Source organism: Streptomyces sp. cf386, assembly GCF_900103585.1.
Taxonomy (GTDB): domain Bacteria; phylum Actinomycetota; class Actinomycetes; order Streptomycetales; family Streptomycetaceae; genus Streptomyces.
The window spans coordinates 405,242-428,501 of sequence record NZ_FNHV01000002.1 but is presented as its reverse complement, the minus strand read 5'-3'; the positions used below and the strand labels follow the sequence as shown (position 1 = coordinate 428,501).

At 71.2% G+C, this 23,260-nt stretch carries 22 protein-coding genes; 10 read left to right on the top strand and 12 right to left on the bottom strand.

What is annotated here, in order from left to right; all coding sequences use genetic code 11:
- Positions 1–30 precede the first annotated feature (30 nt).
- Complete coding sequence (locus BLU79_RS06170) at positions 31–1,194, bottom strand: NAD(P)/FAD-dependent oxidoreductase (RefSeq protein ID WP_256333196.1); 1,164 nt, start codon at positions 1,192–1,194, stop codon at positions 31–33.
- Positions 1,195–1,459: 265 nt separating this feature from the next.
- Here BLU79_RS06170 and BLU79_RS06165 point away from each other — a divergent pair, with 265 nt between their 5' ends.
- Both BLU79_RS06165 and BLU79_RS06160 read left to right on the top strand, forming a co-directional pair.
- Positions 1,460–2,203: a hypothetical protein gene (locus tag BLU79_RS06165; protein ID WP_177000887.1), complete on the top strand. Its 744-nt coding sequence runs from the start codon at positions 1,460–1,462 to the stop codon at positions 2,201–2,203.
- Positions 2,204–2,255: 52 nt separating this feature from the next.
- A complete protein-coding gene (locus BLU79_RS06160) occupies positions 2,256–3,044 on the top strand; it encodes a hypothetical protein (RefSeq protein WP_093904573.1) in 789 nt (262 codons plus the stop codon).
- A gap of 17 nt (positions 3,045–3,061) precedes the next feature.
- Here BLU79_RS06160 and BLU79_RS06155 read toward each other — a convergent pair whose 3' ends face one another.
- The 3 genes from BLU79_RS06155 to BLU79_RS06145 all read right to left on the bottom strand — a co-directional run bounded on the left by BLU79_RS06155 (position 3,062) and on the right by BLU79_RS06145 (position 5,165).
- Positions 3,062–3,694 (bottom strand): LuxR C-terminal-related transcriptional regulator, encoded by a 633-nt coding sequence (locus BLU79_RS06155; protein WP_093904572.1) that lies wholly within the window; start codon positions 3,692–3,694, stop codon positions 3,062–3,064.
- A 144-nt stretch (positions 3,695–3,838) separates the two neighbouring features.
- A complete protein-coding gene (locus BLU79_RS06150; RefSeq protein WP_177000886.1) occupies positions 3,839–4,162 on the bottom strand; it encodes a hypothetical protein in 324 nt (107 codons plus the stop codon).
- Between the two features lie 64 nt (positions 4,163–4,226).
- Positions 4,227–5,165: an LLM class F420-dependent oxidoreductase gene (locus BLU79_RS06145; RefSeq protein WP_256333195.1), complete on the bottom strand. Its 939-nt coding sequence runs from the start codon at positions 5,163–5,165 to the stop codon at positions 4,227–4,229.
- 281 nt (positions 5,166–5,446) lie between these two features.
- Here BLU79_RS06145 and BLU79_RS49760 point away from each other — a divergent pair, with 281 nt between their 5' ends.
- Complete coding sequence (locus BLU79_RS49760) at positions 5,447–6,349, top strand: hypothetical protein (RefSeq protein WP_093904570.1); 903 nt, start codon at positions 5,447–5,449, stop codon at positions 6,347–6,349.
- Between the two features lie 46 nt (positions 6,350–6,395).
- Here BLU79_RS49760 and BLU79_RS06135 read toward each other — a convergent pair whose 3' ends face one another.
- Entirely contained in the window at positions 6,396–7,628 is a 1,233-nt protein-coding gene (locus tag BLU79_RS06135) for an amidohydrolase family protein (protein WP_177000885.1), read from the bottom strand.
- A gap of 219 nt (positions 7,629–7,847) precedes the next feature.
- Between BLU79_RS06135 and BLU79_RS06130 the strand changes: the two genes are divergently transcribed.
- A complete protein-coding gene (locus BLU79_RS06130) occupies positions 7,848–10,814 on the top strand; it encodes an SARP-family global regulator AfsR (protein ID WP_093904568.1) in 2,967 nt (988 codons plus the stop codon).
- Between the two features lie 217 nt (positions 10,815–11,031).
- Positions 11,032–11,226: a regulatory protein AfsS gene (locus BLU79_RS06125; protein WP_093904567.1), complete on the top strand. Its 195-nt coding sequence runs from the start codon at positions 11,032–11,034 to the stop codon at positions 11,224–11,226.
- A gap of 139 nt (positions 11,227–11,365) precedes the next feature.
- Here the strand turns inward: BLU79_RS06125 and BLU79_RS06120 are convergent, their stop codons facing one another.
- A complete protein-coding gene (locus tag BLU79_RS06120; RefSeq protein ID WP_093904566.1) occupies positions 11,366–12,931 on the bottom strand; it encodes a FadD3 family acyl-CoA ligase in 1,566 nt (521 codons plus the stop codon).
- Positions 12,932–13,043: 112 nt separating this feature from the next.
- On the opposite strand from BLU79_RS06120, the gene BLU79_RS06115 reads away from it, so the two are divergent.
- From BLU79_RS06115 to BLU79_RS06105, 3 genes are read left to right on the top strand one after another with little or no spacing between them, the layout of a single operon-like run.
- Positions 13,044–14,192, top strand: coding sequence for a lipid-transfer protein (locus BLU79_RS06115; RefSeq protein WP_093904565.1), 1,149 nt, complete (start codon positions 13,044–13,046; stop codon positions 14,190–14,192).
- Between the two features lie 7 nt (positions 14,193–14,199).
- On the top strand, positions 14,200–14,616 hold the full coding sequence (locus tag BLU79_RS06110) for a Zn-ribbon domain-containing OB-fold protein (protein ID WP_093904564.1): 417 nt from the start codon (positions 14,200–14,202) through the stop codon (positions 14,614–14,616).
- Positions 14,613–15,386 carry an enoyl-CoA hydratase/isomerase family protein gene (locus BLU79_RS06105; protein WP_177000884.1) on the top strand — a complete coding sequence of 258 codons (774 nt, stop codon included), beginning with the start codon at positions 14,613–14,615 and terminating at the stop codon, positions 15,384–15,386. The genes BLU79_RS06110 and BLU79_RS06105 overlap by 4 nt, the downstream gene beginning before the upstream one ends.
- A 7-nt stretch (positions 15,387–15,393) precedes the next feature.
- On the opposite strand, the gene BLU79_RS06100 is transcribed toward BLU79_RS06105, so the two are convergent.
- The 3 genes from BLU79_RS06100 to BLU79_RS06090 all read right to left on the bottom strand — a co-directional run bounded on the left by BLU79_RS06100 (position 15,394) and on the right by BLU79_RS06090 (position 19,485).
- Complete coding sequence (locus BLU79_RS06100; protein ID WP_177000883.1) at positions 15,394–15,951, bottom strand: hypothetical protein; 558 nt, start codon at positions 15,949–15,951, stop codon at positions 15,394–15,396.
- Between the two features lie 170 nt (positions 15,952–16,121).
- Positions 16,122–18,491: a protein serine/threonine kinase AfsK gene (locus tag BLU79_RS06095; RefSeq protein WP_093904562.1), complete on the bottom strand. Its 2,370-nt coding sequence runs from the start codon at positions 18,489–18,491 to the stop codon at positions 16,122–16,124.
- A 226-nt stretch (positions 18,492–18,717) separates the two neighbouring features.
- On the bottom strand, positions 18,718–19,485 hold the full coding sequence (locus BLU79_RS06090; RefSeq protein ID WP_093904561.1) for an AfsK-binding protein KbpA: 768 nt from the start codon (positions 19,483–19,485) through the stop codon (positions 18,718–18,720).
- A 134-nt stretch (positions 19,486–19,619) separates the two neighbouring features.
- Here BLU79_RS06090 and BLU79_RS06085 point away from each other — a divergent pair, with 134 nt between their 5' ends.
- The gene (locus tag BLU79_RS06085; RefSeq protein ID WP_093904560.1) at positions 19,620–20,255 is read left to right on the top strand and encodes a TetR family transcriptional regulator; all 636 of its coding nucleotides are present in this window, start codon (positions 19,620–19,622) and stop codon (positions 20,253–20,255) included.
- A gap of 105 nt (positions 20,256–20,360) precedes the next feature.
- On the opposite strand, the gene BLU79_RS06080 is transcribed toward BLU79_RS06085, so the two are convergent.
- Positions 20,361–20,813 (bottom strand): Lrp/AsnC family transcriptional regulator, encoded by a 453-nt coding sequence (locus tag BLU79_RS06080; protein WP_093904559.1) that lies wholly within the window; start codon positions 20,811–20,813, stop codon positions 20,361–20,363.
- A gap of 82 nt (positions 20,814–20,895) precedes the next feature.
- On the opposite strand from BLU79_RS06080, the gene BLU79_RS06075 reads away from it, so the two are divergent.
- Complete coding sequence (locus tag BLU79_RS06075; RefSeq protein WP_093904558.1) at positions 20,896–21,519, top strand: LysE family translocator; 624 nt, start codon at positions 20,896–20,898, stop codon at positions 21,517–21,519.
- Positions 21,520–21,529: 10 nt separating this feature from the next.
- Here BLU79_RS06075 and BLU79_RS06070 read toward each other — a convergent pair whose 3' ends face one another.
- Both BLU79_RS06070 and BLU79_RS06065 read right to left on the bottom strand, forming a co-directional pair.
- A complete protein-coding gene (locus BLU79_RS06070; RefSeq protein WP_093904557.1) occupies positions 21,530–22,003 on the bottom strand; it encodes a nitroreductase/quinone reductase family protein in 474 nt (157 codons plus the stop codon).
- Positions 22,000–23,250, bottom strand: coding sequence for an acyl-CoA dehydrogenase family protein (locus tag BLU79_RS06065; protein ID WP_093904556.1), 1,251 nt, complete (start codon positions 23,248–23,250; stop codon positions 22,000–22,002). The genes BLU79_RS06070 and BLU79_RS06065 overlap by 4 nt, the downstream gene beginning before the upstream one ends.
- Positions 23,251–23,260 lie beyond the last annotated feature (10 nt).

Sequence of the window (23,260 nt, the reverse complement as noted above, 5' to 3'; positions counted from 1 at the left end):
TTCGTTCTCTCGCGGGATCAGGCCGGCTGATCAGCTGGCCTGAGGGGTTTCCAGGCGGTCGTCGGTGCCGCCCTGCGATGCGCGGGAACTGGCCTTGCGCGCGCCGGACAGCAATTTGTTGAGGGTGAACTTGCAGGCGATCTCCTTGACGCCGGCACCGGTCCGCCCGCTGATGCTGAGCGCGTTCACCTTGTCGTTCGGGTAGGAGAACTGGGTGACGCCCGCGTCCCGGCCGAGGCTGAGGCACTGCCCGGCGAAGAACATCCGGACGGGAGCGGCCTTCTTCCCGGCGATCCGGCGCAGGATCGTGGCGGCGGCGGCCGGGCCCAGCTGGACGGCGGCCTGACAGCTCATCCGGAACGGGTGGTCCGGCATCACCCCCGCGTCCCCGGCGGCGACGATGCGCTCGTCGTCCACGCTGGTCAGGGTCGTGTCGGTGACCAGACGGCCTTCGGCGTCGGTGCGCAGCCCGCTGTGGGCGGCCAGGTCCGGGACACGGAATCCCGCGGTCCAGATCGTCACCGCGCTGGGCAGCTCACGGCCGTCCTCAAGCCGTACGGCATCGCCTGTCACTTCCGTCACCCGCGCACGGGGACCTTCGAGGACGGTGACACCCAGCTTGGCGAACCGGCGGGCGACCGGGCGGCGGACTCGGGCATGCAGGGAGGGGCCGAGCACGTTGCCGCAGACCAGGGTGACCTTGCGGCCCGCTTCCGCCAGCTCGGCGGCGGTCTCCAGGCCGGTCGGGCCGGCCCCGACCACGGTCACCGGGGCCGACGCGGGCGACGCGGCCAGCGCCGACCGCAGTCGTTCCGCCCCCTCGATGTCCGAGACCCAGTGAGCGAACTCCGCCGCTCCGGGCACACCGGGATCGGAGGCGCCGCTGCCCACCGCGTAGACGAGGTAGTCGTAGGAGACCGTGCCACCGCCCGCCAGCGACACCCGGCACTCGGCGGCGTCGATCCGGGTCGCGGTGTCGACCACCAGCCGGACGTTCCCACCCAGAACCTCACCGAAGCCCACGACCGCGTCATCGGAGCCGGTCAGGAGCTGGTGGAGGCGGATCCGCTCGACGAAGTCGGGACGCGGATTGACCACGGTCACCGACACGCCATCGCGCCGAGCCAGGCTGTTGGCCGCCGTCACGCCTCCGTACCCGCCGCCGACGACGACTACCTCGATGTTCGCGTTCATCATGTCTCCCTAGTGCTGTGGACTCGGCATGGAGACACCGGGCGCGCGTCTGGTGTGACAGCTTGCGGATGAGACGTAGCGCACATCGGGCGAGGGCGGAGACGCCGCGCCTTCCGCCGCGAGCGGGACGGCGGCGCATCGCAGCGGCACACCTGACAACGCGTCACACACAAGCCCGAGGATTGCTGTGGCGAATCTCACCTGACTCACCAGTAGGGATGTTTGACCCTGTCGGCGTGCGTCAAGGGAATCCAAAATCTTCGCCATGTCCAAGCGGAGACTCAAGAACAGGAAGATCAGGATCGTGGCGGTCGGATCGGCCGTCGTGACCGGCGGAGCCCTGGCCGCCGTACTCCTGCCATCGGCGAACGCCGCCGAGGAGAAGACACCCGACCAGGTCATGGATCTGTGCATGCGGGCCGAGGTGCTCAACGGAAAACAGCAGTCCATTTCCGATTTCGGCGGGCACCCGATCGCCGGGCCGAGTTTCGGGTCCGACAACTGCGATTTCGTGGAGACCAAGTTCGAGACCTTCGACGGACCGACCGAGAAGGCGTCGATCGACTTCCCGAACTGCGAACCGAACGCGACCGAGCCGGCGAAGGTGTCGATCACCTGGTCGGCCACCGCGGCCCAGGGCCAGGGCAAGTACACCGTGACCCAACAGGGCGGTGGCGGAGGGCTGTTCGGCGCCCTGAGCGGGTCGTGGGTCAAGCACAAGGGCACCCTCGACATGACCCTCAAGTCGGCGACCGCCGGGGACACGGAACAGCGGGACGTCCCGGTCGGCAAGGTGCTGCACATGGAGTTCACGCCGAAGATGCAGCGCATGACCGGCGAATGGCGGGTGCGGATCGACGCCGACCCGGGCGGCTTCGCCACGAACCCCTCCCCCGAGCAGAACTTCGTGGCACCGGAGGTCGTCGAGGGCCCCGTCATCCTGCCGGGTGCGGCGGGTGCCCCCGGTGTCGTGGACGGCACCTCCAAGGCCGTCCTGAGCGACTGCTGAACCCCGATCCCACCGCCCCCACCTCCACCTCCACCCCTCACAGGAGAACCCCATGACACGCCCCGGCCGCGGAAACCACCGGAGCAAGAAGAAGCGCATCACCCTCGCCGTGGCCCCCGTGGCGGCCGTCGCGGTGGCCACCGCGCTGATGAACTCGGCGGGCGCCGCCACCGCCTCCGAAGTGACCGCCGACTGCTCGTCGGACTCCGACAAGCTGGAGAACTGCGAGTTCGTCGACGTCCAGTTCAAGCGGAACAGCCTAGGACCCAACCAACGGGTCTCCACGGTGACCGACAACTGCGGATCGTCCGCCACCGCCTCCAAGGCGTTCAACGTGAGCGCCTCCGTCACGCGGACCATCCAGCTGGAGGACGGATTCACCGCGGGCGCCGACACGAAGCTCGGCAACTCCTTCTTCGAGATCGGCGCGAAGTTCAGCACCTCGGAGATCAACATCACGCGTGACGACAAGACGACCACCCTGGCGTTCACCAGGACGGACACCGTCCAGGGGGACAGCCTCGCGTTCTTCATGTGGTCCGCCAAACGCACCGATGTGAGCGGATTCCTGCGAGCCACGTACAAGGAAGCACAGGACGGACAGAAGGTGTTCTTCTCGCCGAGCGAGGGCTCCACGGGCATCCACGTCTTCTATCCGCAGATCCTGAAGAACGGAACTCCCGACGGCCGCCTCTGGCTGCGCAATGTGACGTGCGGAACTCCTGAAGCGTCCGGCATTCAGAATTCGACGCGCGCTCTGAGGGCAGAACCGGGATTCGGTGAGGGCGGCGAGAACGTGACCGACGTCGAAATCCCCCTGGCGGAGGTTCCGGCGCCGTAATGCGGAGTTTGCGGTTCTCAGGCGCGAAGCACGGGTGCGGCTCCCAGCCACCGCAGGACCGCGTCCGTGCTTCCGCGTGCGTCGAGCTTGGCATAGATGTTGCTGAGGTTGTTGCGGACGGTCTTCTCGCTCAGCCGTAATCGCAGCCCGATCTCCTGCGCGCCCAGGCCGGTCGACAGCAGCTCCATGATCTGCCGCTCGCGCGGCGTGAGCAGCTCTCGCAGCCGCAGCAACGCCTCCCCGCCGGTGGGCAGCCGCCGGGCCCCCTCCCGCAGGGCCGCGCAGGCCGCCGGGGAGAGGTAGGTGTGCCCGACGGTGGCGCCCACGACGGCCGAGGAGAGCATGCAGGTGCAGTAGTCGCCCTCGACCAGATAGCCCGCCCCGTGCCGGAACACCTCGACGATGGCCTCGGTGTCCCGGCACGGGCTGATCACGATCGCGGGGACATCGGTGGCGGGCAGTTCCCGTACGGCCACGAAGGGGTCCTCACGATGGAGGATCACGACGTCCATCACCTCGCCCGTCCCCACCGACGCGGTCAGGGGTACCACCCGTCCGACGTACGGGTCGTCCGGGGCCGGCCAGCCGGGGTGCGGCCAGGTGCCCGCGGGGGCGGCGAGGGCGACTGTGAGCTTTCGGAGAGTGCGCACGTCATTGTGTCCTTCCGCCGATGCCGTACGGGCGTACGTCTACGTCAGTACGTCCGTACATACGTCGGTGGACGTGGACATGTTCAAGCTTTCAAGGAGCACTGTGTGGTGGGCCCACTACAGCAGTGAACAGCGCAGCGGCTGTCAGTGGCGCTCACTCCGTCCGCCCGTACCTGATGCCAGGTACTCCTTCACCGGACCCGCCAACTCCTTGTAGAACGGCGTGCGGTCGGCGGCCTGGAGCGGGGTGTGGAGTGAGTAGACATAGAGCTGTGCGGCGTCGAAGCCGACCGGGGCCCGGCCCCAGCCTTCCCAGTCGAGGATGGTGAGGTCGGGACCGCCCAGGTTCGACCAGTGGAAATCGCCATGGGCGGTGGACCACTCGACCTCACCGACATCACAGCCCGTGTACGCGGGGACGGCTCGGCGGATGTACTCCTCGCGTACGGCGATGCGTTCAGTGGGCACTTCGGCAAGGGAGTCGAGTCCGGCCCGCAGTTGCGCCCACCATGGCCAGCGCCCACGAGCGGCCCTACAGCAGCGGCCCAATCTCTGCCCCGAACGCCCCTATCTGGTCGGTGAGTTCACTGCAGCCACGGCTCCGGAACCGCACCTGGACCTGGTCCACCCCCATCGCCCGGTACGCCCGCAGGGACTCGGCGAGGGCGTCCGGCGCCCCGGCGATCGTCCGGCGCCCGACGTCCCAGGTGGGCGTCCCGACGTACAGGGGCTCGACGATGGCGCCCATGACGAACGGCCCCTCGACGCCCGCCTCCTCCCTCAACCGCCGTACCCGGGCGATCTGCGCGGGGAGCCGCTCGCGCGGGTCACCCTGCGGCAGCCAGCCGTCCCCCTTCAGCGCGGCCCTGCGCACGGCGGCCGGGGACGATCCGCCGACCCAGAGCGGGACGCGGTCCTGGGCGGGGCGCGGCAGCTGGCCGAGGCCCTCGAAGTCGTAGAGCTTGCCGTGGTGTTCGGGGAACTCGTCGGGGCCGAGGGCGACGCGCAGGGCGTCGATCGACTCGTCCAGTACGGAACCGCGGCGCTCGAAGTCGACCCCCAGCGCCTCGAACTCCTCCCTTACGTGCCCGGCCCCGACCCCGAGGATCAGCCGGCCGCCGCTGAGCTGATCGAGGGTGGCGTACTGCTTGGCGGTGAGAAGGGGGTGCCGCAGGCCGACGACCGCTACGTGACTGAGCAGCCGTACGCGCTCGGTCACGCCCGCCAGGAAGGCCAGCGTGGCGACGGGGTCGTACCAGACCGTGCTCATCGCGGAGGCCAGGCGGCGTGGGATGGCGACGTGGTCGCAGCTCGCGACGTAGGCGAAGCCGGCGCGGTCGGCGGCGCGGGCCACGGCCGCCAGGTCGTCCGGGCCGGCGGCGGCCTCCCAGGGTTCGGCGTAGATCGTGCTCTGCGACTGGACGGGGAGCTGGATGCCGTACAGCGTCCGCCCGTCCGGCGGGACTTGGATGGACACACGCACTCCTCTTCGATCTGACGCTCCGTCATATGTGTGGTCGGGCGCCATCGTCCGGCTTGGCGGCGCAAGAGACAAGGGGCACAGGCCGATCCAGGAGACGGCGGCGCCCTCCATGCCGAACGTGCATGGAATATCGCGATCTTCGTGCGATTGGCCGCAGCCCGTCGCGTTCGTGTCTCAGGGGTGTCACCGGGTGAGGACGGCCCGAGGGGGGCTCGTACTGGGTGGTGGCGGCTCGGGAGGTCCGGGCGCCGAGACACGGGGAGACCGACATGATCCGCAACCGCATCGCCGCGATCGCCGCCACCACAGCCGCCGCGGCCCTGCTGCTGACCGCCTGCAACGGAACGGGCGGGGACTCCTCCGCCGCCGGATCCGCCGTGGGGTCCGGCGCGGGATCGGCCCTGGGGAACCTGAGCTTCAACAGCGGTACGGCCAAGCAGAACAACGCCGCCCCCGGCACCGGCGACTGGGCCACCAGCCCGGGCAAGCCCGCGAGCAAGCCGGTCGCCAAGAAGTGGGTGCAGCTGAGCGCGGCCTCCGCCGGCGACCTGAACCCCGTCGTCGTCAACGGCTCCGGCTTCACCCTCTACCGCTTCGACAAGGACACCGCCGACCCGTCCAAGTCGAACTGCGCGGGCGAGTGCGCCACCACCTGGCCGCCGGTCCTCGTCGCCCCGGGCGGCAAGATCTTCGTCGACGGCGTGAACAAGTCCGACGTCGGCGTCGTCGAGCGTGCCGACGGCAACCTCCAGGTGACCATCGACGGCTGGCCGGTCTACCGCTTCAGCAAGGATCTCAAGCCCGGCGACACCAACGGGCAGGGTGTGGGCGGCACGTGGTTCGGCGTGACGCCGGACGGGCAGAAGGCGGGCGCCCCTGCCGAAGAGCAGGAGCAGGGACAGGAGCAGGGCGACACCGGTACGGCCGCCCCCGCCACCAGCGTCACCCTCTCCGACGAGCCCAACTTCGGCGACCCCTCCGAGGGCCTGGCCGGGTCCGGGTGCCAGAACGTCGGCCGTGACGACTCCGCCTCCTCCCTCCAGGCGTCCGGCACCCTGAAGATCTGGTCCGAGAAGGACTGCAAGGGCGAGTCCAAGGTGGTTCAGGGCAACATCGCCGACCTGGCCGCGATCGACTTCGACGACACGATCTCTTCGGTGTTCCTCGGCTGACGGCCGTAGATGTGCGCCGCGGTCCCCTCCGGGGGCCGCGGCTCTCTCATGCGCTCCCCGGCCACAGCCCGTCGTCCGTCAGCCCCAGCAGCTCGATCGCGTTGCGCCGTACGATCCGGTCGACCACGTCCGCGTCCAGGTGCCCCATCTGCGCCTCGCCGACCTCGCGGGACTTCGGCCAGGTCGAGTCGGAGTGGGGGTAGTCGGTCTCGTACAGGACGTTCCCGACCCCTATCGCGTCCAGGTTGCGGAGCCCGAAGGCGTCGTCGAAGAAGCAGCCGTATACGTGGTCGGCGAACAGCTCGGACGGCGGGCGGTGGACCTTGTCGGCGACGCCGCCCCAGCCGCGGTTCTCCTCCCAGACGACGTCGGCGCGCTCCAGGATGTACGGAATCCAGCCGATCTGGCCCTCCGCGTACATGACCTTGAGGTTCGGAAAGCGCTCGAACTTGCCGCTCATCAGCCAGTCGACCATCGAGAAGCAGCAGTTGGCGAAGGTGATGGTGGAGCCGACGGCGGGCGGCGCGTCCGCGGAGGTCGAAGGCATACGGCTGCTGGAGCCGATGTGCATCGCGACCACCGTGCCGGTCTCGTCGCAGGCGGCGAGGAAGGGGTCCCAGGCGTCGGTGTGGACGGAGGGGAGCCCGAGGTGCGGGGGTATCTCGGAGAAGGCGACGGCGCGCACGCCGCGGGCGGCGTTGCGGCGGACCTCGGCGGCGGCCAGTTCGGCGTCCCAGAGGGGGATGAGGGTGAGCGGGATGAGCCGGCCTCGGGCGTCCGGGCCGCACCACTGCTCCACCATCCAGTCGTTGTAGGCCTGGACGCACAGCAGGCCCAGCTCGTGGTCCTGCGCCTCGGTGAAGGTCTGGCCGCAGAAGCGCGGGAAGGTCGGGAAGCAGAGGGCGGACTGGACGTGGTTGACGTCCATGTCGGCGAGGCGGGCGGGGACGTCGTACGAACCCGGGCGCATCTGCTCGTAGGTGATGACCTCCAGCTTGATCTCGTCCCGGTCGTAGCCGACGGCCGTGTCGAGGCGGGTGAGGGGGCGGTGCAGGTCCTCGTAGACCCACCAGTCGCCGATGGGGCCGTCGTCGCCCGGCCGGCCCATGACGGGCTTGAACCGGCCGCCCAGGAAGGTCATTTCCTTCAGTGGCGCGCGGACTATGCGCGGCCCGACGTCCTGGTGCTTCTTCGGCAGCCGGTCCTGCCAGACGGTCGGCGGCTCCACCGTGTGGTCGTCGACGGAGATGATCAGGGGAAACGTCGTCTCGGTGTCCATGGCGCTCACGGTAGCGCCGATCTGACGACCCGTCAGCTATGCCGTAGCCATGCCGTCGACTGCGCGGGAGGGGCCATCACCGGCCACCACTGTGCGGAGAGCACGTGAGGGCCTTGTGATATCCCGCGCGTCTACCTGTGATCAGCCACTCCACAGCTGACGCATCTGCCGGAACAAGGCAAACTGGCGGAGATGTAAACGGGTCCTAGGGGGACTGCGATGGACGGGGTACCGCGAGTGCCGGAGCAGAGGCGTCCCGGCTCCTCGACAGATGCGACGGAGCCCGCGGCGGCGCTGCGATTCAGCGTGCTCGGTCCCGTACGCGCCTGGCGCGGCGAGGACCAGCTCCCCACCGGCTCTCCCCAGCAACGCGCCCTGCTCGCGGCCCTGCTGCTGCGCGAGGGCCGTACGGCGACCGCGGCGGAGCTGATCGACGCCCTGTGGGGCGAGGAGCCGCCCTCGCAGGCGCTGGCGGCGGTCCGGACGTACGCCTCCCGGCTGCGGAAGGTGCTGGACCCCGGGGTCTTGGTGAGCGAGTCGGGCGGCTACGCGGTGCGGGGCCTGGCCGAGGGCGCGCTCGACCTGGCGGCGGCGCAGGAGCTGGCGGCGGAGGCGGAGAAGGCGCGTAACGCCGGGGATCTGTGCCATGCCCGGGAGGTGCTCGGACGGGCGCTGGCGCTGTGGGACGGCGAGGTGCTGGCGGGGGTCCCGGGGCCGTACGCGGAGGCCCAGCGGGTCCGGCTGGGGGAATGGCGGCTTCAACTCCTCGAATCCCGCCTCGACATGGACCTGGAGCAGGGCTGCCACGCCGAGGCGGTCTCCGAGCTGACGGCGCTGACGGCGGAGCACCCGCTGCGCGAGCGGCTGCGGGAGCTGCTGATGCTGGCGCTGTACCGCAGCGGGCGGCAGGCGGAGGCGCTGGCGGTGTACGCGGACACGCGGCGCCTGCTGGCGGACGAGCTGGGCGTGGATCCGCGTCCCGGCCTGAAGGAGCTCCAGCAGCGGATCCTGCAGGCGGACCCCGGCCTCGCGGAACCGTCGGCGCCGGCGGCGGAGCCGGGGGTGGTTCAGGTGCGCCCCGCGCAACTGCCCGCGAGTGTCCCCGACTTCACGGGGCGGTCGACCTTCGTGCGTGAGCTGAGCGAGGTGCTGGCGTCGGCCTCGGGGACCGAGGGCCGGGTGATGGCGGTGTCGGCGCTGGCCGGCATCGGCGGCGTGGGCAAGACGACGCTGGCCGTGCACGTGGCGCACCAGTCGCGGTCGGCCTTCCCCGACGGACAGCTCTACGTCGACCTCCAGGGCGCGGGCCCGCGCGCGGCCGAACCGGAGACCGTACTGGGCTCCTTCCTGCGGGCCCTGGGCACCGCGGACTCGGCGATCCCGGACTCGCTGGAGGAGCGGGCCGCGCTGTACCGCTCGCTGCTGGACGGCCGCCGGATCCTGGTCCTGCTGGACAACGCCCGCGACGCCGCCCAGGTACGCCCGCTGCTGCCGGGCATGGAGGGCTGCGCGGCGCTGGTGACGTCCCGGGTGCGGATGGTGGACCTCGCCGGGGCGCATCTAGTCGACTTGGACGTGATGTCCCCGGACGAGGCGCTGTCCCTCTTCACGAAGATCGTCGGCGAGGAGCGGGTCGCGTCCGAGCGGGAGGCGGCGCTGGACGTCGTCGCCGCGTGCGGATTCCTGCCGCTGGCCATCCGCATCGCCGCCTCCAGGCTGGCGGCCCGCCGCACCTGGACGGTGTCCGTGCTCGCCGCCAAGCTCGCCGACGGACGGCGCCGGCTCGACGAGCTCCAGGCCGGCGACCTCGCGGTGAAGGCGACCTTCGAGCTGGGCTACGGCGCCCTGGACGCCGCCCAGGCGCGCGCGTTCCGGCTGCTGGGGATGGCCGACGGACCGGACATCTCGCTCGCTGCGGCCGCGGCCGTACTGGATCTGGCGCCGGAGGACACGGAGGAGCTGCTGGAGTCCCTCGTCGACACCTCTTTACTGGAGTCGGCGGCGCCCGGGCGCTATCGGTACCACGATCTGGTCCGGCTCTACGCGCGTGCGTGCGCGGAGCGGGACGAGCAGCCGAGCGAACGGGACGAGGCGTTGTCGCGGTTGCTGGACTTCTATCTGGCGACGACCGCGCAGGTGTACGCGATCGAGCACGGCGAGGACCGGCTGACCGACCACCTGGAGCCCACGCGCTATCCGGGGCTGCACTTCACCGAGGCCGCTGCGGCCCTCGACTGGCTGTACACGGAGGCCGGGCAACTGCTGGCCTGCGTACGGCAGGCGGCGGGGACGGAGCGGCTGCGGCGGGCCGTCGATCTGCTCTGGGCGGCGAAGGACCTGACCGAGTCGGGGGCCAACTCGCATCAGTACGAGATGACGGCGAAGGCCACCTGCGAGGCCACCCGCGTCGCGGGCCACGAACGGGCGGAGGGCAGGGCCCGTACGGTGCTCAGCGATGTGCTGCTGGTCTCCGGACGTATTCAGCAGGCGGAGCAGGAGGCGCGCGTCGCCATGGAGCTGGCGGCGAGCGCGCACGACTCCATCGCCGTCAGCTGGGTCGCCAACAACCGGGGGCTCATCTGCCTGCACCAGAACCGGTTCGCCGACGGCAAGGTCTTCTTCGACCAGGCCCTCGAAGGTCTGCGGGCGGCGGGGAACCGCCTCTTCGAGGCGACCGTCCTCGGCAATCTGTCCCGTGCCCACCTCGGCATGGGCAACATCACGAAGGCCGTGGAGATCGCCCGGAGCGGGCTCGCCGTGCACACCGAGGTCGGCCGGACCGTGCGCCTGGCCAACGGCCACTTCCAGCTGGGCGTCGCGCTGACCCGGGCGGGCCATTACACGGAGGCGCTGAGCCAGTTCTCCGACGCGCTCGGCCTCTTCAACGACCATCGGCAGCGGCTGTGGGAGGGCGTCACCCACTTCCGCATCGCCGAGGTGCACGCGGCCGATCACCGCCCCGCGCAGGCCGCCCAGCACGCCGAGCAGGCGCTCGCGCTGGGCTGCATCGGCGGTGACCGCATTCAGGGCAACGTCCTGACACTCCTGGGGCGTTCGCTCGCGGCACTCGGACAGGCGGACCGGGCGCGCGCGTGCTGGCGTGAGGCGCTCAACCTCTATGAGCAGAGCAGCGCGGTGGAGGCCGAGGAGGTGCGCGCGTTGCTCACGTCGGCCGCGGCGCTGTAGCGGGTGGGCTGCTGACCTGGGGATTTCGGGCGTTCAGCGTTCGTTTATCTCCACCCGACAAACTCATATTCAGTCGGACCGTCGCCACGGGGGGCAGGCAGTCCGACATGGAGCCCGGCCGGTTAGTCTGCGGCTCCGAGCGCCCGTCCGGCAATCCTCGGGGGAGTTACCGGGCGGGCGTTCCTGTCTCATCACCGAAAAAGAGGAACACGATCCCATGAGCGACAAGAAGAAGGACGAGACCCTCTCTCCGGACAACAACTCCATGCCCAGCGAGCCCGTCGCGGACGAGACGATCACCACGCTGAACAACTCCATGCCGAGCGAGCCGGCCAAGGCGGAGACGACGATCACGACGCTCAACAACTCCATGCCTGCCGGACCCGCCGTCCTGGACCTGGACGACAAGTAGGCCTCATCCCACGGGGATCGGCCGCAGCGACTCGGAGGGGAAGCCGCTGCGGCCGAGGCGTGTTCGGGGTGAGTCAGGGGCGAGTTCGGGGTGTTTCAGGGTCCGGGGACGCACCACGGCGTCCCCGGACCCTGACGCGTCATCGCCTCCCCCGCAACTCCCCCTTGACCACCTTCCCGCTCGCGTTCCGCGGCAACTCCCCCAGGAACTCCACCACCCGCGGCACCTTGTAGTTCGCCATCTCCCGCCGCGCCCACGCGATCAGGTCGTCCCCGGTCAGCACCGCCCCGGGCCGGCGCACCACATACGCCTTCCCGGCCTCGCCCAGCCGCGCGTCCGGTACACCGATCACCGCGACGTCGGCCACGTCGGGGTGCAGTCCCAGGATCTGTTCTATCTCCGCCGGGTACGCGTTGAAGCCGCCCACGATGAACATGTCCTTGATGCGATCGGTGATCCGCAGATTCCCCGCCGCGTCCAGCACTCCCACGTCCCCCGTCCGCAGCCAGCCGTCCGGCGTCACGACCTCCGCCGTGGCCACCGCGTCCTCGTAGTAGCCGCACATCACGTTGAAGCCGCGGACCAGGACCTCGCCGGGCTCGCCGAGCGGGGCCTCGACGCGTACCTCCGTGCCGGGGATCGCGCGGCCCGAGGTCGAGGCGATCACCGACGGTTCGTCGCCGCGGCGGCACATCGTGACGATGCCGCTGGCCTCCGAGAGGCCGTATGCGGTGAGGACGGTGCCGACGCCCAGTTCCCCGCGCAGCCGCTCCACCAGCCGCAGCGGTACCACCGCCGCGCCGGTCACGACGAGGCGCAGCGCGGAGAGGTCGTACGCGTCCCGTGCCGGATGGTCCAGCAGGGACTGGTGCAGCGTCGGCGGGCCCGGCAGCACCGACACCCGTTCCGCCGCGATGTTCGCGAGGGCCGTGTTCACGTTGAACACCGGCTGGGGGATCATCGTCGCGCCCCGCATGAGACAGGCGATGACCCCGGCCTTGTAGCCGAAGGTGTGGAAGAAGGGGTTCACGATGAGGTAGCGGTCGCCCTGCCGCAGGCCTGCCAGGTCGCTCCACACCTCGTAGGCGCGGAGCGTCTGCGCGTGGGTGATGACCGCGCCCTTCGGGCGGCCCGTCGTCCCGGACGTGAAGACGATGTCCGACGGCCAGGAGCCGTCCACGGCCTCGGCGCGCGCCCGCACCTCCGCCTCGTGCACCCCGTCGCCGCTCGCCAGGAAGTCCTTCCAGGTCCGGAAGTCCGCCGGGGCGTCGTCCGACAGCACCACCACCTGCTCCAGTTCCGGCAGTGCCCGCCCCTCCGCGACGGCCCGACGCAGCGACGCCACATACGACGTCCCCAGAAACGTGCCCGTCACGAACAGCAGCCGTGCCCCGCTGCGCCGCAGCACATCCGCCGCCTCCCCGCCCTTGAAGCGGGTGTTGAGAGGAACCAGCACCGCACCCGCCGACACCGCGCCCAGCGCCGCCACGATCCAGTCCAGGGTGTTCGGCGCCCAGATGCCGACCCGGTCGCCCGGCGCGACCCCGTTCGCGATGCAGGCCGCCGCCGAGCGCTCGATGCGGGCGCCCAGTTCGGCGTACGTGATCCTGGTGCGGCCCTCCACCACCGCCTCGGCGTCCGCGTACCGCTCGGCCGCGGTTCGGACGAGTTCCGGAATGCTGCCCCATTCCAAGTCACCGCGCACAACAGCCTCCCGACGGAACCCAGTAGCCCAGCACCCAGTAGCTGACTACCCGTCAGATTAGCTGTAGCCTGACGCACTGTCAGCAGAGGGAACGTGCTTGCGGAGGTGCCCCGTGACCGGACTCAAGGACGCCACCGCCATCGTCGGCATAGGCCAGACACCCTTCGCCAAGAACCTCCCCGAGGACGAGAGAACCCTCGCCTGCCGTGCCGTGCTCGCCGCGCTCGACGACGCCGGCATCGCCCCGGGAGAGGTCGACGCCCTCGCCTCCTTCACCATGGAGGAGACCGACGAGGTGGAGCTCGCGAAGGCGGTCGGCCTCGGTGACCTCACCTTCTTCAGCAAGGTCGGGTACGGGGGCGGCGGTTCGTGTGCCACGGTGGCGCATCTCGCCGCGGCCATCGCCACCGGACAGGCGTCCGTCGGCGTCGCCTGGCGGTCGCGGAAGCGGGGGTCCGGCCCCCGGCCCTGGCGCAACACCACGGCCCAACTGCCCACACCGGCCCAGTGGACCCGGCCGTACGGTCTCCTGCGCCCCGTCGACGAGATCGCCATGCTCACCCGCCGCTACATGCACGAGTACGGCGCCACCCGCGACCACCTCTTCAACGTCGCCCTCGCCTGCCGCAACCGGGCCAACCAGAACCCCGCGGCGGTGATGTACGAACGGCCCCTCACCCGCGAGATGTACATGACGTCCCGGTGGATCAGCGAGCCCCTGTGCCTCTTCGACAACTGCCTGGAGACGGACGGGGCGTTGGCCTGCGTCATCGTCAGCAGGGAGCGCGCCCGGGACTGCGCCAAGAAGCCCGTCTACGTCCACTCCGCCGCCCAGGGCCTGCCCGCCCAGCACCACGGCATGGTCAACTACTGGAACGACGACCCGCTCACCGGCCCCGCCTGGACCGCCGCCCGGCATCTGTGGAAGCACGCCGACGTCACTCCACAGGATGTGGACGTCGCCCAGATCTACGACGCGTTCACCGCCCTCATCCCGCTCTCGCTGGAGGGCTACGGCTTCTGCGGCAGGGGCGAGGGCGGGGCGTTCACCGAGCAGGGGGCCCTGGAGATCGGCGGGCGGCTGCCCCTGAACACCGGCGGCGGCGGACTCAGCGAGGCCTACGTCCACGGCTTCAACCTCATCAACGAGGGCGTCAAACAGCTCCGCGGCACCAGCACCGCCCAGGTCCCGGGCGCCGCCACCTGTCTCGTCACCGCCGGCGAAGGCGTCCCCACCTCCGCGCTGCTCCTGAGGAGTTGATCGAAGGATGCTCTCCCCCGTCACCGACCCCGATGGCGCCCCCTTCTGGCAGTACGCCGCCCAGGGCGAACTCCGCGTCCAGGCCTGCGCCGACTGCGGCGAACCCCGCTTCCCGCCCCGCCCCTGCTGCCCGCACTGCCAGTCCTTCGCGTGCGAGTGGCGCAGGACCTCGGGGCAGGGCCGCGTCTGGTCGTACGTCGTCCCGCACCCGCCCCTGCTCCCCGACTACGCGGAGCAGGCGCCGTACAACGTCATCGTCGTCGAACTCGCCGACGCACCCCGCATCCGCCTCGTCGGCAACCTCGTCACCGGCCCCGACGCCCGCCTCGACTCCCTCCCCCCGGCGCGGATCCGCATCGGTGCCAAGGTCCAGGCCGTCTTCAGCGGCGCCGGGCTCCCGCAGTGGGTCCTGGAGCGGCCATGAGCCTCACCGTCGCGGCCGACAAGGACACCGGCGTCGCCGTCGTCACCCTCGACCGGCCCGAACGCCTCAACGCCATCGACCTCGCGATGCGGGACGAACTCGTCGCGGCCTGGGGGGAGTTGCGGTTCGACGACACCGTACGTGCCCTCGTGCTCACCGGCGCCGGGGAGCGGGCCTTCTGCACGGGCCTGGACCGGGACGCCGTGGTGCCGCAGCCCGAGTCGCCGTACATGATGGACGATCCGCTGCTCCGGGTCGGGCCCAAGGCCAACGACCTGTGGAAACCGGTCGTCGCCGCCGTGCGGGGCATGGCCTGCGGCGGCGCCTTCTATCTCCTCGGCGAGGCGGACTTCGTCGTCGCCGACCCGACCGCCGCCTTCTTCGACCCGCACACCACGTACGGCATGGTCAGCGCCTACGAGTCGATGCTCATGGCGCTGCGGATGCCGTACGGGGAGGTGGCGCGGATGGCGCTCATGGGGAGCGCGGAGAGGTTGTCGGCGCGGCGGGCCCATGAGATCGGGTTGGTTTCCGAAGTCACCGAGCCCGGCGGGGCGTTGGCCGCCGCCGTCGGCTGCGCGACCGTCGTCGCCGGGTATCCGACCGAGGCGGTGCAGGGGACCGTGCGGGCCCTGTGGGCGGCCAAGGAGGCCGCCCTCGCCCAGGCGTTCGCGCAGGCGCCGCACCTGATCGCGCTGGGGAATCTGCCCACCGAACGCCAGGCGGAGTTGTTCGCGGCTCGGCGAGCCGGTGGGCACCGGGTGCGGTGAGCGCCCGTCAGTACGTGGTCGGGGCCTCGGGCTCGGCCCGGCAGTGGTCGACCTTCGCCACGAGATCCGGGCTGGCGAGGTCCACCTCGACCCGCTCCATCTCGTTGCCGCCGACAAACACCTTCTTGGTGCCCCGCTCCACACGGCGGTTCTTGGCGTCGAGGAAGTCCACCGTCACGGTGAAGAAATCGCTCTCGGCGTTCGGGTTGGTGACGGTGACCGTCGCGTAGGGCTGCCGCACGCTGGTGCAGGTGACCAGTTCAACGGTGGCGTCCTGGGCCGGCGACGCCGTCGGCGTCGGCGAGTAGTCGCCGCCGCTGCCACCGCTGGTGCCGGCGTAGTCGTCGTCATCGTCGTAGTCGTCGTACGTCGAACCCGATGTCCCCCCGCTGGAGGACGTGCTGTCGTGGTCCTGGCTGGAGCTGCTGCACCCGCCGCCCCCGCCGCCGCTGCTGTCGCCGTCGGAGCCGCCATGGCCCCGCCCCTTGGAGGAGAAGCCCGTCAGCGCCAGGCCGACCAGGACCGAAACCGCCGTGAGTTTGAGAATGTGCCCCCGTCGATGCATGGCGGCCACTCTAGCGATCGGCTGTCACGGTCATGTCACCGCATGGCGACCTCTGTGCACTCGGCGTAGCGTCTGCTGTGGGAGCTGGTACACAGTGCCGCTCCCCGAGGTGACGGCCGCCGTCCGGACCCTTCCGTGCGCCGGTACGACGGCCGTCCCCAACCCCTCGGTCACGCGCCCCGCGCCGTGCCCGTGCCCTTCTCCGCGTCCAGCGCGTAGACGCATCTGTCCTTGCTGCACGCGTACACGACGCCGTCCTTCACCACGGGCGACCCGGTGATCTCGCCGCCGGTGGCCAGCTTCCAGCGCAGGCGGCCGTCGTCGGCCTTCAAGGTGTACAGCAGGTGGTCGGTGGAGCCGAAGTGGATCCGGCCCTCGGCCACCGCGGGCGCGCCCACGATGTCGCCGCCCGCCTGGAAGCGCCACTTGGGCGTCCCGGTGACCGCGTCCAGCGTGTACAGGCCCTTGCCGCTGCCGACGTGGACATGGCCCGCGGCCACCAGCACCGGGTCGATCGAGGAGCGGGACTCGGTGGCGATGCGCCAGCGGTCGCGGCCGTCGGCGGCGTCCAGGGCGTAGACCGTGCCGAGGTAGTCGGCGAGGTACACACCGCCGCCGGTCACCGCCGGTCCCGGCACGAAGGCCGGCGGGCACAGGAAGACCGCCGGGGCCTCGAAGTGCCAGCGGACGCGACCGCTCGTCACGTCCAGCGACAGGACGCGGGTCCCGGCCGAGACGTACACATGGCCGTCCTGCGCCTGCGCCACCCGCACCGGGACGCCGCCGCAGGAGGCCGCGTCGCCGATGGGGTACGACCAGCGCTCGTCGCCGCTGCGGGCGTCCAGGGCGCGCAGGCGGGCGTCCTGCCAGACGTACACCGTGCCGTCGTACAGCGCCGGTCCGGCCTCGGGCGACTCGAAGTCGGACTGTGCGCCGGTGATCTCCCACAGCTTCTGGCCGGTCGAGGCCTCCCAGGCCTGGACGCCGCCGCCGCGCGTGCCGGTGACGACGGTGCCCCGCTCGGCCTTGAGCGAGTAGACCCAGGCGTCCGTCTGCAGACGCCACAGGTCGGCGCCCTCACGGCAGTCCAGGGCGAACAGGGTCGGGCCGTCGGAGGCGTGGATACGGCCGTCGGCGACCGCCATCGACCAGGCCACGTCCCGGGTCTTGAAGCTGCGGCGGCCGGTGGCCACGTCGAGGGCGTGCACCTCGAAGGAGGTGACGTAGACGAGGTCGTCGGCGACGGAGGGGGTGCCCCACACGTCGTTCGACATGCGGAAACGCCAGGGGCGCCAGCCGGCCGCCGGCTCCGGGGGCAGGGGCGGGGCGGCCGGTACGGCAGGGCCCACGGCCGGGTCGGTGCCGTTGACGCCGGGGCGGGGTTTGGACCAGGAGGCGACGAGGCCTGCCTCCGGAGGCGGCGCCTGCATGGCGGCGGCGCGGGCGTCGGAGACGCGGGGGCCGGGGCCGATGGGGACCGCGGCGCCGGCCAGCCGTACGGGGCCGGTGTCGGGGGCGCCGACCGGTACGGGCTGCGGGCCGGGGACGACCGGGTCGTGCGAGGGCGGGGGCGGGACGGGTGCGGGGGCGGGGGCGATACGGCCGCCGCTGCGGCCCGAGGACGACGAGGGCTTCGCCGCCGGCCGGCCGCCGCGCCGCGACTCGATCAGGCTCACCGCCCGCTCGGGCAGCCACGCGGACGCCGTACCGCTGTCGTCGGAGCCGGAGCCGAAGAGGTGCGGGGCGAGCTGGGCCTGGAGGTCGGCGGGGTTGGGGCGGGCGGTCGGGTCCATCTGCATACAGGACTCGATCAGCGGGCGCAGCTCGTCCGGGAGGCCTTCGAGGTCGGGGCCCTCGCGGAGCAGCATGAAGACCGTCTCGACCGGGTTGGCGCCGTGGAAGGGCGGGTGTCCGGTGGCGGCGAACACCAGCATCGAGCCGAGCGAGAAGACATCGCTGGCGCCGGTGACGCTGCGGGAGTCCTTCGCCTGCTCCGGCGACATGTAGGCGGGGGTGCCGACGGCGACGTTCGTCATCGTCAAACGGGTGTTCGAGACGCCGGACGCGATACCGAAGTCGATGACGCGGGGGCCGTCCTCGACGACGAGCACATTGGACGGCTTGAGGTCGCGGTGGACGAGCCCTGCGCCGTGGATGGACTGGAGGGCCTCCGCCACACCCGCCGCCAGCCAGCGCACCGCCTGGGCCGGCATCGGCCCGCACTCGTTCACTATCTCTTCGAGGGAGGGCGCGGGGACGTACGCGGTGGCCAGCCACGGCACGGCGGCGCGCGGGTCGGCGTCGACGACCGCGGCCGTGTAGAAGCCGGAGACCGCCCGGGCCGCCTCCACCTCACGCGTGAAGCGGACGCGGAACAGCTGGTCCTCGGCGAGTTCCGTGCGGACCGTCTTGATCGCCACGCGCCGGCCCGAAGCCGAGCGCGCGAGATAGACCAGCCCCATACCGCCGGCGCCCAGCCGTCCGAGCACCTCGAACGGCCCGATCCTGCGCGGATCGTGCTGCGTCAGCTGATCCACCACTCTGCCTGCCACCTCCCCGTACGGGCCCCGTCACCCAGATATGTACGCGACCCCGTGCAGCGTCTCACCACCGCACCGCCTTGGCGGCACGCACCCCGATTCTTCCTGTCCGAGGGCGTGGTTGCGAACCCAAGGGCGGAACGGGGTGTCTTGGGACAAAACCACACTCCGGCACCCGACGGAAAGCGCTGGTTCGCATATTGGGACGCCGGGGGTAAGAGTGAGGTCAGACTTCCGGGGCCGCCCGGCGCTCCAGCACCGCGAAGGACGCCCCCTGATTGTCGGTGACCACGGCGACCGTCCCGTACGACGTTTCGAAGGGCGGCACCTGGACCCGCCCGCCGAGCCGGCTCACCGTGTCGAGGATCTCCGCACAGTCCGCCACCTGGAAGTGGACGACGAAGTGGGGCGGCATCATCGCCGAAAAGCGCTCCGCGACCGCCGCCCGCCCGAAGTCCGGTTCGGCGTCCGGCCCGAACAGGGCGTCGGCGAAGAGCTTGCCGTAGAAGGCGCCTGCGACCTCGGTGTCCCGGGCGTACAGCTCGACCCAGCCGAAGGTGCCGGTCTGGTGCCGGCGCCCGAAGCCCTGGTGCTCGCCCGCCTGCCAGAGCCCGAAGACGGCACCCTCCGGGTCGGTGACCAGCGCGGCCCTGCCCAGGTCCGCCCCGATCTCCACGGGCGCGGTGACCACCTGCCCCCCGGCCTCCCGGATCCGCCTGACCAGCGCTTCCGCGTCCGAGGTGGCGAAGTACACCGTCCACACGGTGGGAAACCGCCCGTCCGCCTTGCGGGCGAGCGAGGCGACGGGCTCGCCGTCCAGCCGGGCGAGCACGGTGGAGTCGTACGCCTCCTCGAAGTCCCACCCGAAGAGCTCCCCGTAGAAGCGCTTGCCCGCCTCGACGTCGGGCAGCTGGGCGTCCACCCAGCACGGGACGCCCTCCGCGTACCCCGCCCCGTTTCCCGTTCCGTCTGCGGATGCCCTGTTTTCGGCCATGTCGTCAAAGTAACGGCCTCTCACGCAACCCGCAGACCAGGCACACCCGCCTCCGTATCCCCGTGCACCCCATTTGCAGTCGGCCGAATCGCGCCCCGATCACGCCTCGGTAAGCTGACGGCATGACAGGACAAGTGCGTACCGTCGACGGCCGCGTGGCCGGCCGGCGTGGGCAGGCGACCCGGCAGAAGCTGCTCGACTGCCTCAGCGAGATGCTCAGCTCTTCCCCCTACCGGGACGTCAAAGTCATCGATGTCGCCCGGAAGGCGGGGACTTCACCCGCGACCTTCTATCAGTACTTCCCGGACGTCGAGGGCGCCGTCCTGGAGATCGCCGAGCAAATGGCCACCGAGGGCGCCGGGTTGACCGAGCTCGTCGAGGGCCGCAGCTGGGTCGGCAAGGCCGGCTGGCAGACCGCCCAGGAACTCGTCGACGGGTTTCTGGAGTTCTGGCGCCGCAACGACGCGATCCTCAGGGTCGTCGACCTCGGGGCGTCCGAGGGCGACAAACGCTTCTACAAGCTCCGAATGAAGATCCTGAACTCCGTCAACAACTCCCTTGCGGAAGCCGTCACTCAGCTTCAGTCCAAGGGCAAGGTCGACAAGGACGTCAACCCGGCCGCGGTCGCGGGTTCGATCGTCGCGATGCTCGCGGCGGTGGCCTCGCACCAGAAGGGCTTCCAGACCTGGGGCGTGAAGCAGGCTGAACTCAAGCCGAACCTCGCGCTGTTGGTGCATCTGGGCGTGACCGGGAAGAAGCCGACGAAGTAGCGCCGGGCGGCCGACGGTTCGGTCGCCGGGTTCCCAAGTCCTGTCTCACCGGCGGCGGTTCACACGTGCGGGCCACCGCCTGCTGTTCATGTACGGCCCCTCGCCTCAGGCGGGCAGCGGCCGGTCCTGCACCACGTGCTTCATCACCAGCGTCGACGTCAGCCGCTGCACCCCCGGCAGCGTGGCCAGCCGCTCGTCGTAGAGCCGCTGGTAGGAGCCGAGGTCGGCGGCGACGACCCGCAGCAGATAGTCCGGCTCCCCGAACAGCCGCTGCGCCTCCAGCACCTCCGCGACCTCGCCGAGCGCCCGCTCGAACTCGGCGACGGTGTCCCGGTCCTCCTGCCGCATGGAGACGAAGACCAGCGCCTCGAAGGTCAGCCCGACGGCAGCCGGGTCCACGACCGCCCGGTACCCGCTGATGGCGCCGGACCGCTCCAGCTCCCGCAGCCGCCGGTGACACGGCGAGACGCTCAGCCGCACCCGCGCGGCCAGCTCGGTCACGGTCAGCCGCCCGTCCTGCTGAAGCTCGGCAAGAATCTTTCTGTCCACGTCATCCATGAGACAGATCTTCCCTCAGAAGTGGCGATCATGGGCAAACTTCGACAACACTTTCGGGCCATTCCCGCCTAATGTCCCCACCATGGACTCCGGACTGCTCCTCTCCTTCCTCGCCATCGACCTGCTGCTTGTCTGCATACCGGGCGCCGACTGGGCGTACGCGATCTCCGCCGGGCTGCGCGACCGCTCGCCGGTGACGGCGGTGGCGGGCCTGGTCGCCGGGTACGCGCTGCACACGGTCCTCGCGGTGGCCGGACTGGCGGTGCTGGTGGCGGGCGAGCCGGCGCTGCTGACCGCGCTGACGGCGGCCGGTGCCGCGTACCTGGTGTGGCTCGGGTGGGGCGTGCTGCGCCGGCCGGGCACGCCGGGGGCGGCCGAGGAGCCCGTCGCCGCGAGCCCGGCCCGGGCCTTTCTGCGCGGTGCCACGATCAGCGGCCTCAACCCCAAGGGCCTGCTGCTCTACCTCTCCGTGCTGCCGCAGTTCCTGGTGACCAAGGGCGACCACCTGCCGGTCCCCGCCCAGACCGCCGTACTCGGCCTGCTCCACATGGCGTGCTGCGCCGCCGTCTACCTGACGGTGGGCCTGGCGGCCCGCGCGGTCCTCGGCGCCCGCCCGGCGGCGGCGCGGGCGGTCGCGCGCACGTCGGGGGCGGCGATGCTGGGGATCGGCGCGTTTCTCCTCGTACAGCGCCTGGCGACGCTGTGACCCTACGGCGCTATGACCGGCGGACGATCCTGAACAGCCGGATCTCCCGCTCCACCCGGGCCTGATAGGTGGCGTACGGCGGCCAGAACGCGAGCAGGTTCTTCCAGACGGCAGCCCGCTCCTCGCCCTCCAGCAGCTGCGCCCTGACGGGGATGTCGGTTCCCTTCCAGCTGATCTCGGCGTCCGGATGCGCCAGCAGGTTCGCGGTCCAGGCGGGGTGGCCGGTGCGACCGAAGTTGGAGCCGACGAGGATCCAGCCGCTGCCGCCCTCCTCGGGCATGCAGGCGAGCGGCGTGCGGCGGGACAGTCCGCTGCGCGCGCCCGTGGAGGTCAGGATCACGCCGGGCAGCATCTGAGCGCTGAGCAGGACCTTGCCGCGGGTGAGCCGGTGCACGGCCCGGTCGAGCGCGGGGATCAGATGGGGGGCGACCTTGGCGAAGCCCCGGGTCGAGGACACCTTCTGTACGACCCGTACGCCGATCACACCGCCACCTCCCGGGCGTCGAAGAGCCGGGCGGCGTCGGCGGCGTGCGCTCGCAGCCGGTGCACCGGGCCGAAGAGCAGGTCGTCGCCGGCGGCCCGCTTGAAGTACAGGTGAGCCTCGTGCTCCCAGGTGAAACCGATGCCGCCGTGGAACTGGATGCCCTCGGCGGACGCGGTTCGGAGTGCTTCCAGGGCCTGCGCCAGCGCCAGCCGCTCCGCGGGGGGTGCCGCGATGGATTGTTGGGCGTCTGCGGGTTCGTTGTGGCTGGTCGCGCAGTTCCCCGCGCCCCTGGGGGGCGTTGCAGCCCACGCCGCGTAATAGGCTGCCGATCTTGCTGCCTGGACCGCCACGTACACGTCCGCCAGCCGGTGCTTCACCGCCTGGAAGGAGCCGATCGGACGGCCGAACTGGTCCCGCTGCTTGACGTACTCCACCGTCCGCTCCAGTACCCGGTCAGCGGCGCCCACGGCCTCGCAGGCCAGTACGGCGGCGGTCACCTGCCCCACACCCGCCAGCGCACCCAGCACGTCAGCGGCTTCCTCCCCCAGCAACTCCGCCTCCACATCGCGGAGTTGGAGGCGTCCCTGCGGTCGGGTGGCGTCCAGTGCGGTCTGTCGTACCCGTACGACACCCGCCGCCTCCCCCGCCACCAGGAACAGCAGCGTCCGCGATCGGGCGAACCCCCCGGCGTGCGCGGCGACCAGCAGCAGCCCCGCGCTGTGCCCGTCCAGCACCTGGTCGACCTGCCCGTACAGCCGCCAGCCGCCCTCCACCCGCCGCGCCTGCACACCGCCGGCACGCCCGCCGCCGGCCCAGTCGCCGCCGTTGTCGCCGGTCAGGGCGAGGGCGGCGGCGAGCGCGGGGCCAGGGACGGCGAGGGTGGCGGTCAGGGTGCCGGAGGCGAGGCGGGGCAGCAGTGCGGCGCGCTGGGCCTCGGTGCCGAGGGCGGCGATCAGCGGTGTGGCGAGGACGGCCGTGCCGAGCAGTGGAGAGGGGGCCAGCGCCCGGCCGGTCTCCTCACAGGCGAGGGCAAGTTCGGTCGCCGAGCAGCCGACACCGCCGTATGCCTCGGGGAGGGCGAGTCCGGGCAAGCCGAGCTGTTCGGCGAGGGCGGTCCACAGGGCGGGGTCGTGCCCGGCCGGGGTGTCGACGGCCGCGCGCAGCTCGCGGGGGCCGCAGCGGCTGTGGAGCAGCTCGCGGAGGGTGCGGCGGATCTCGTCCTGCTCTGGGGTGAAGCTGGCGTCCATGGGTTCTTCC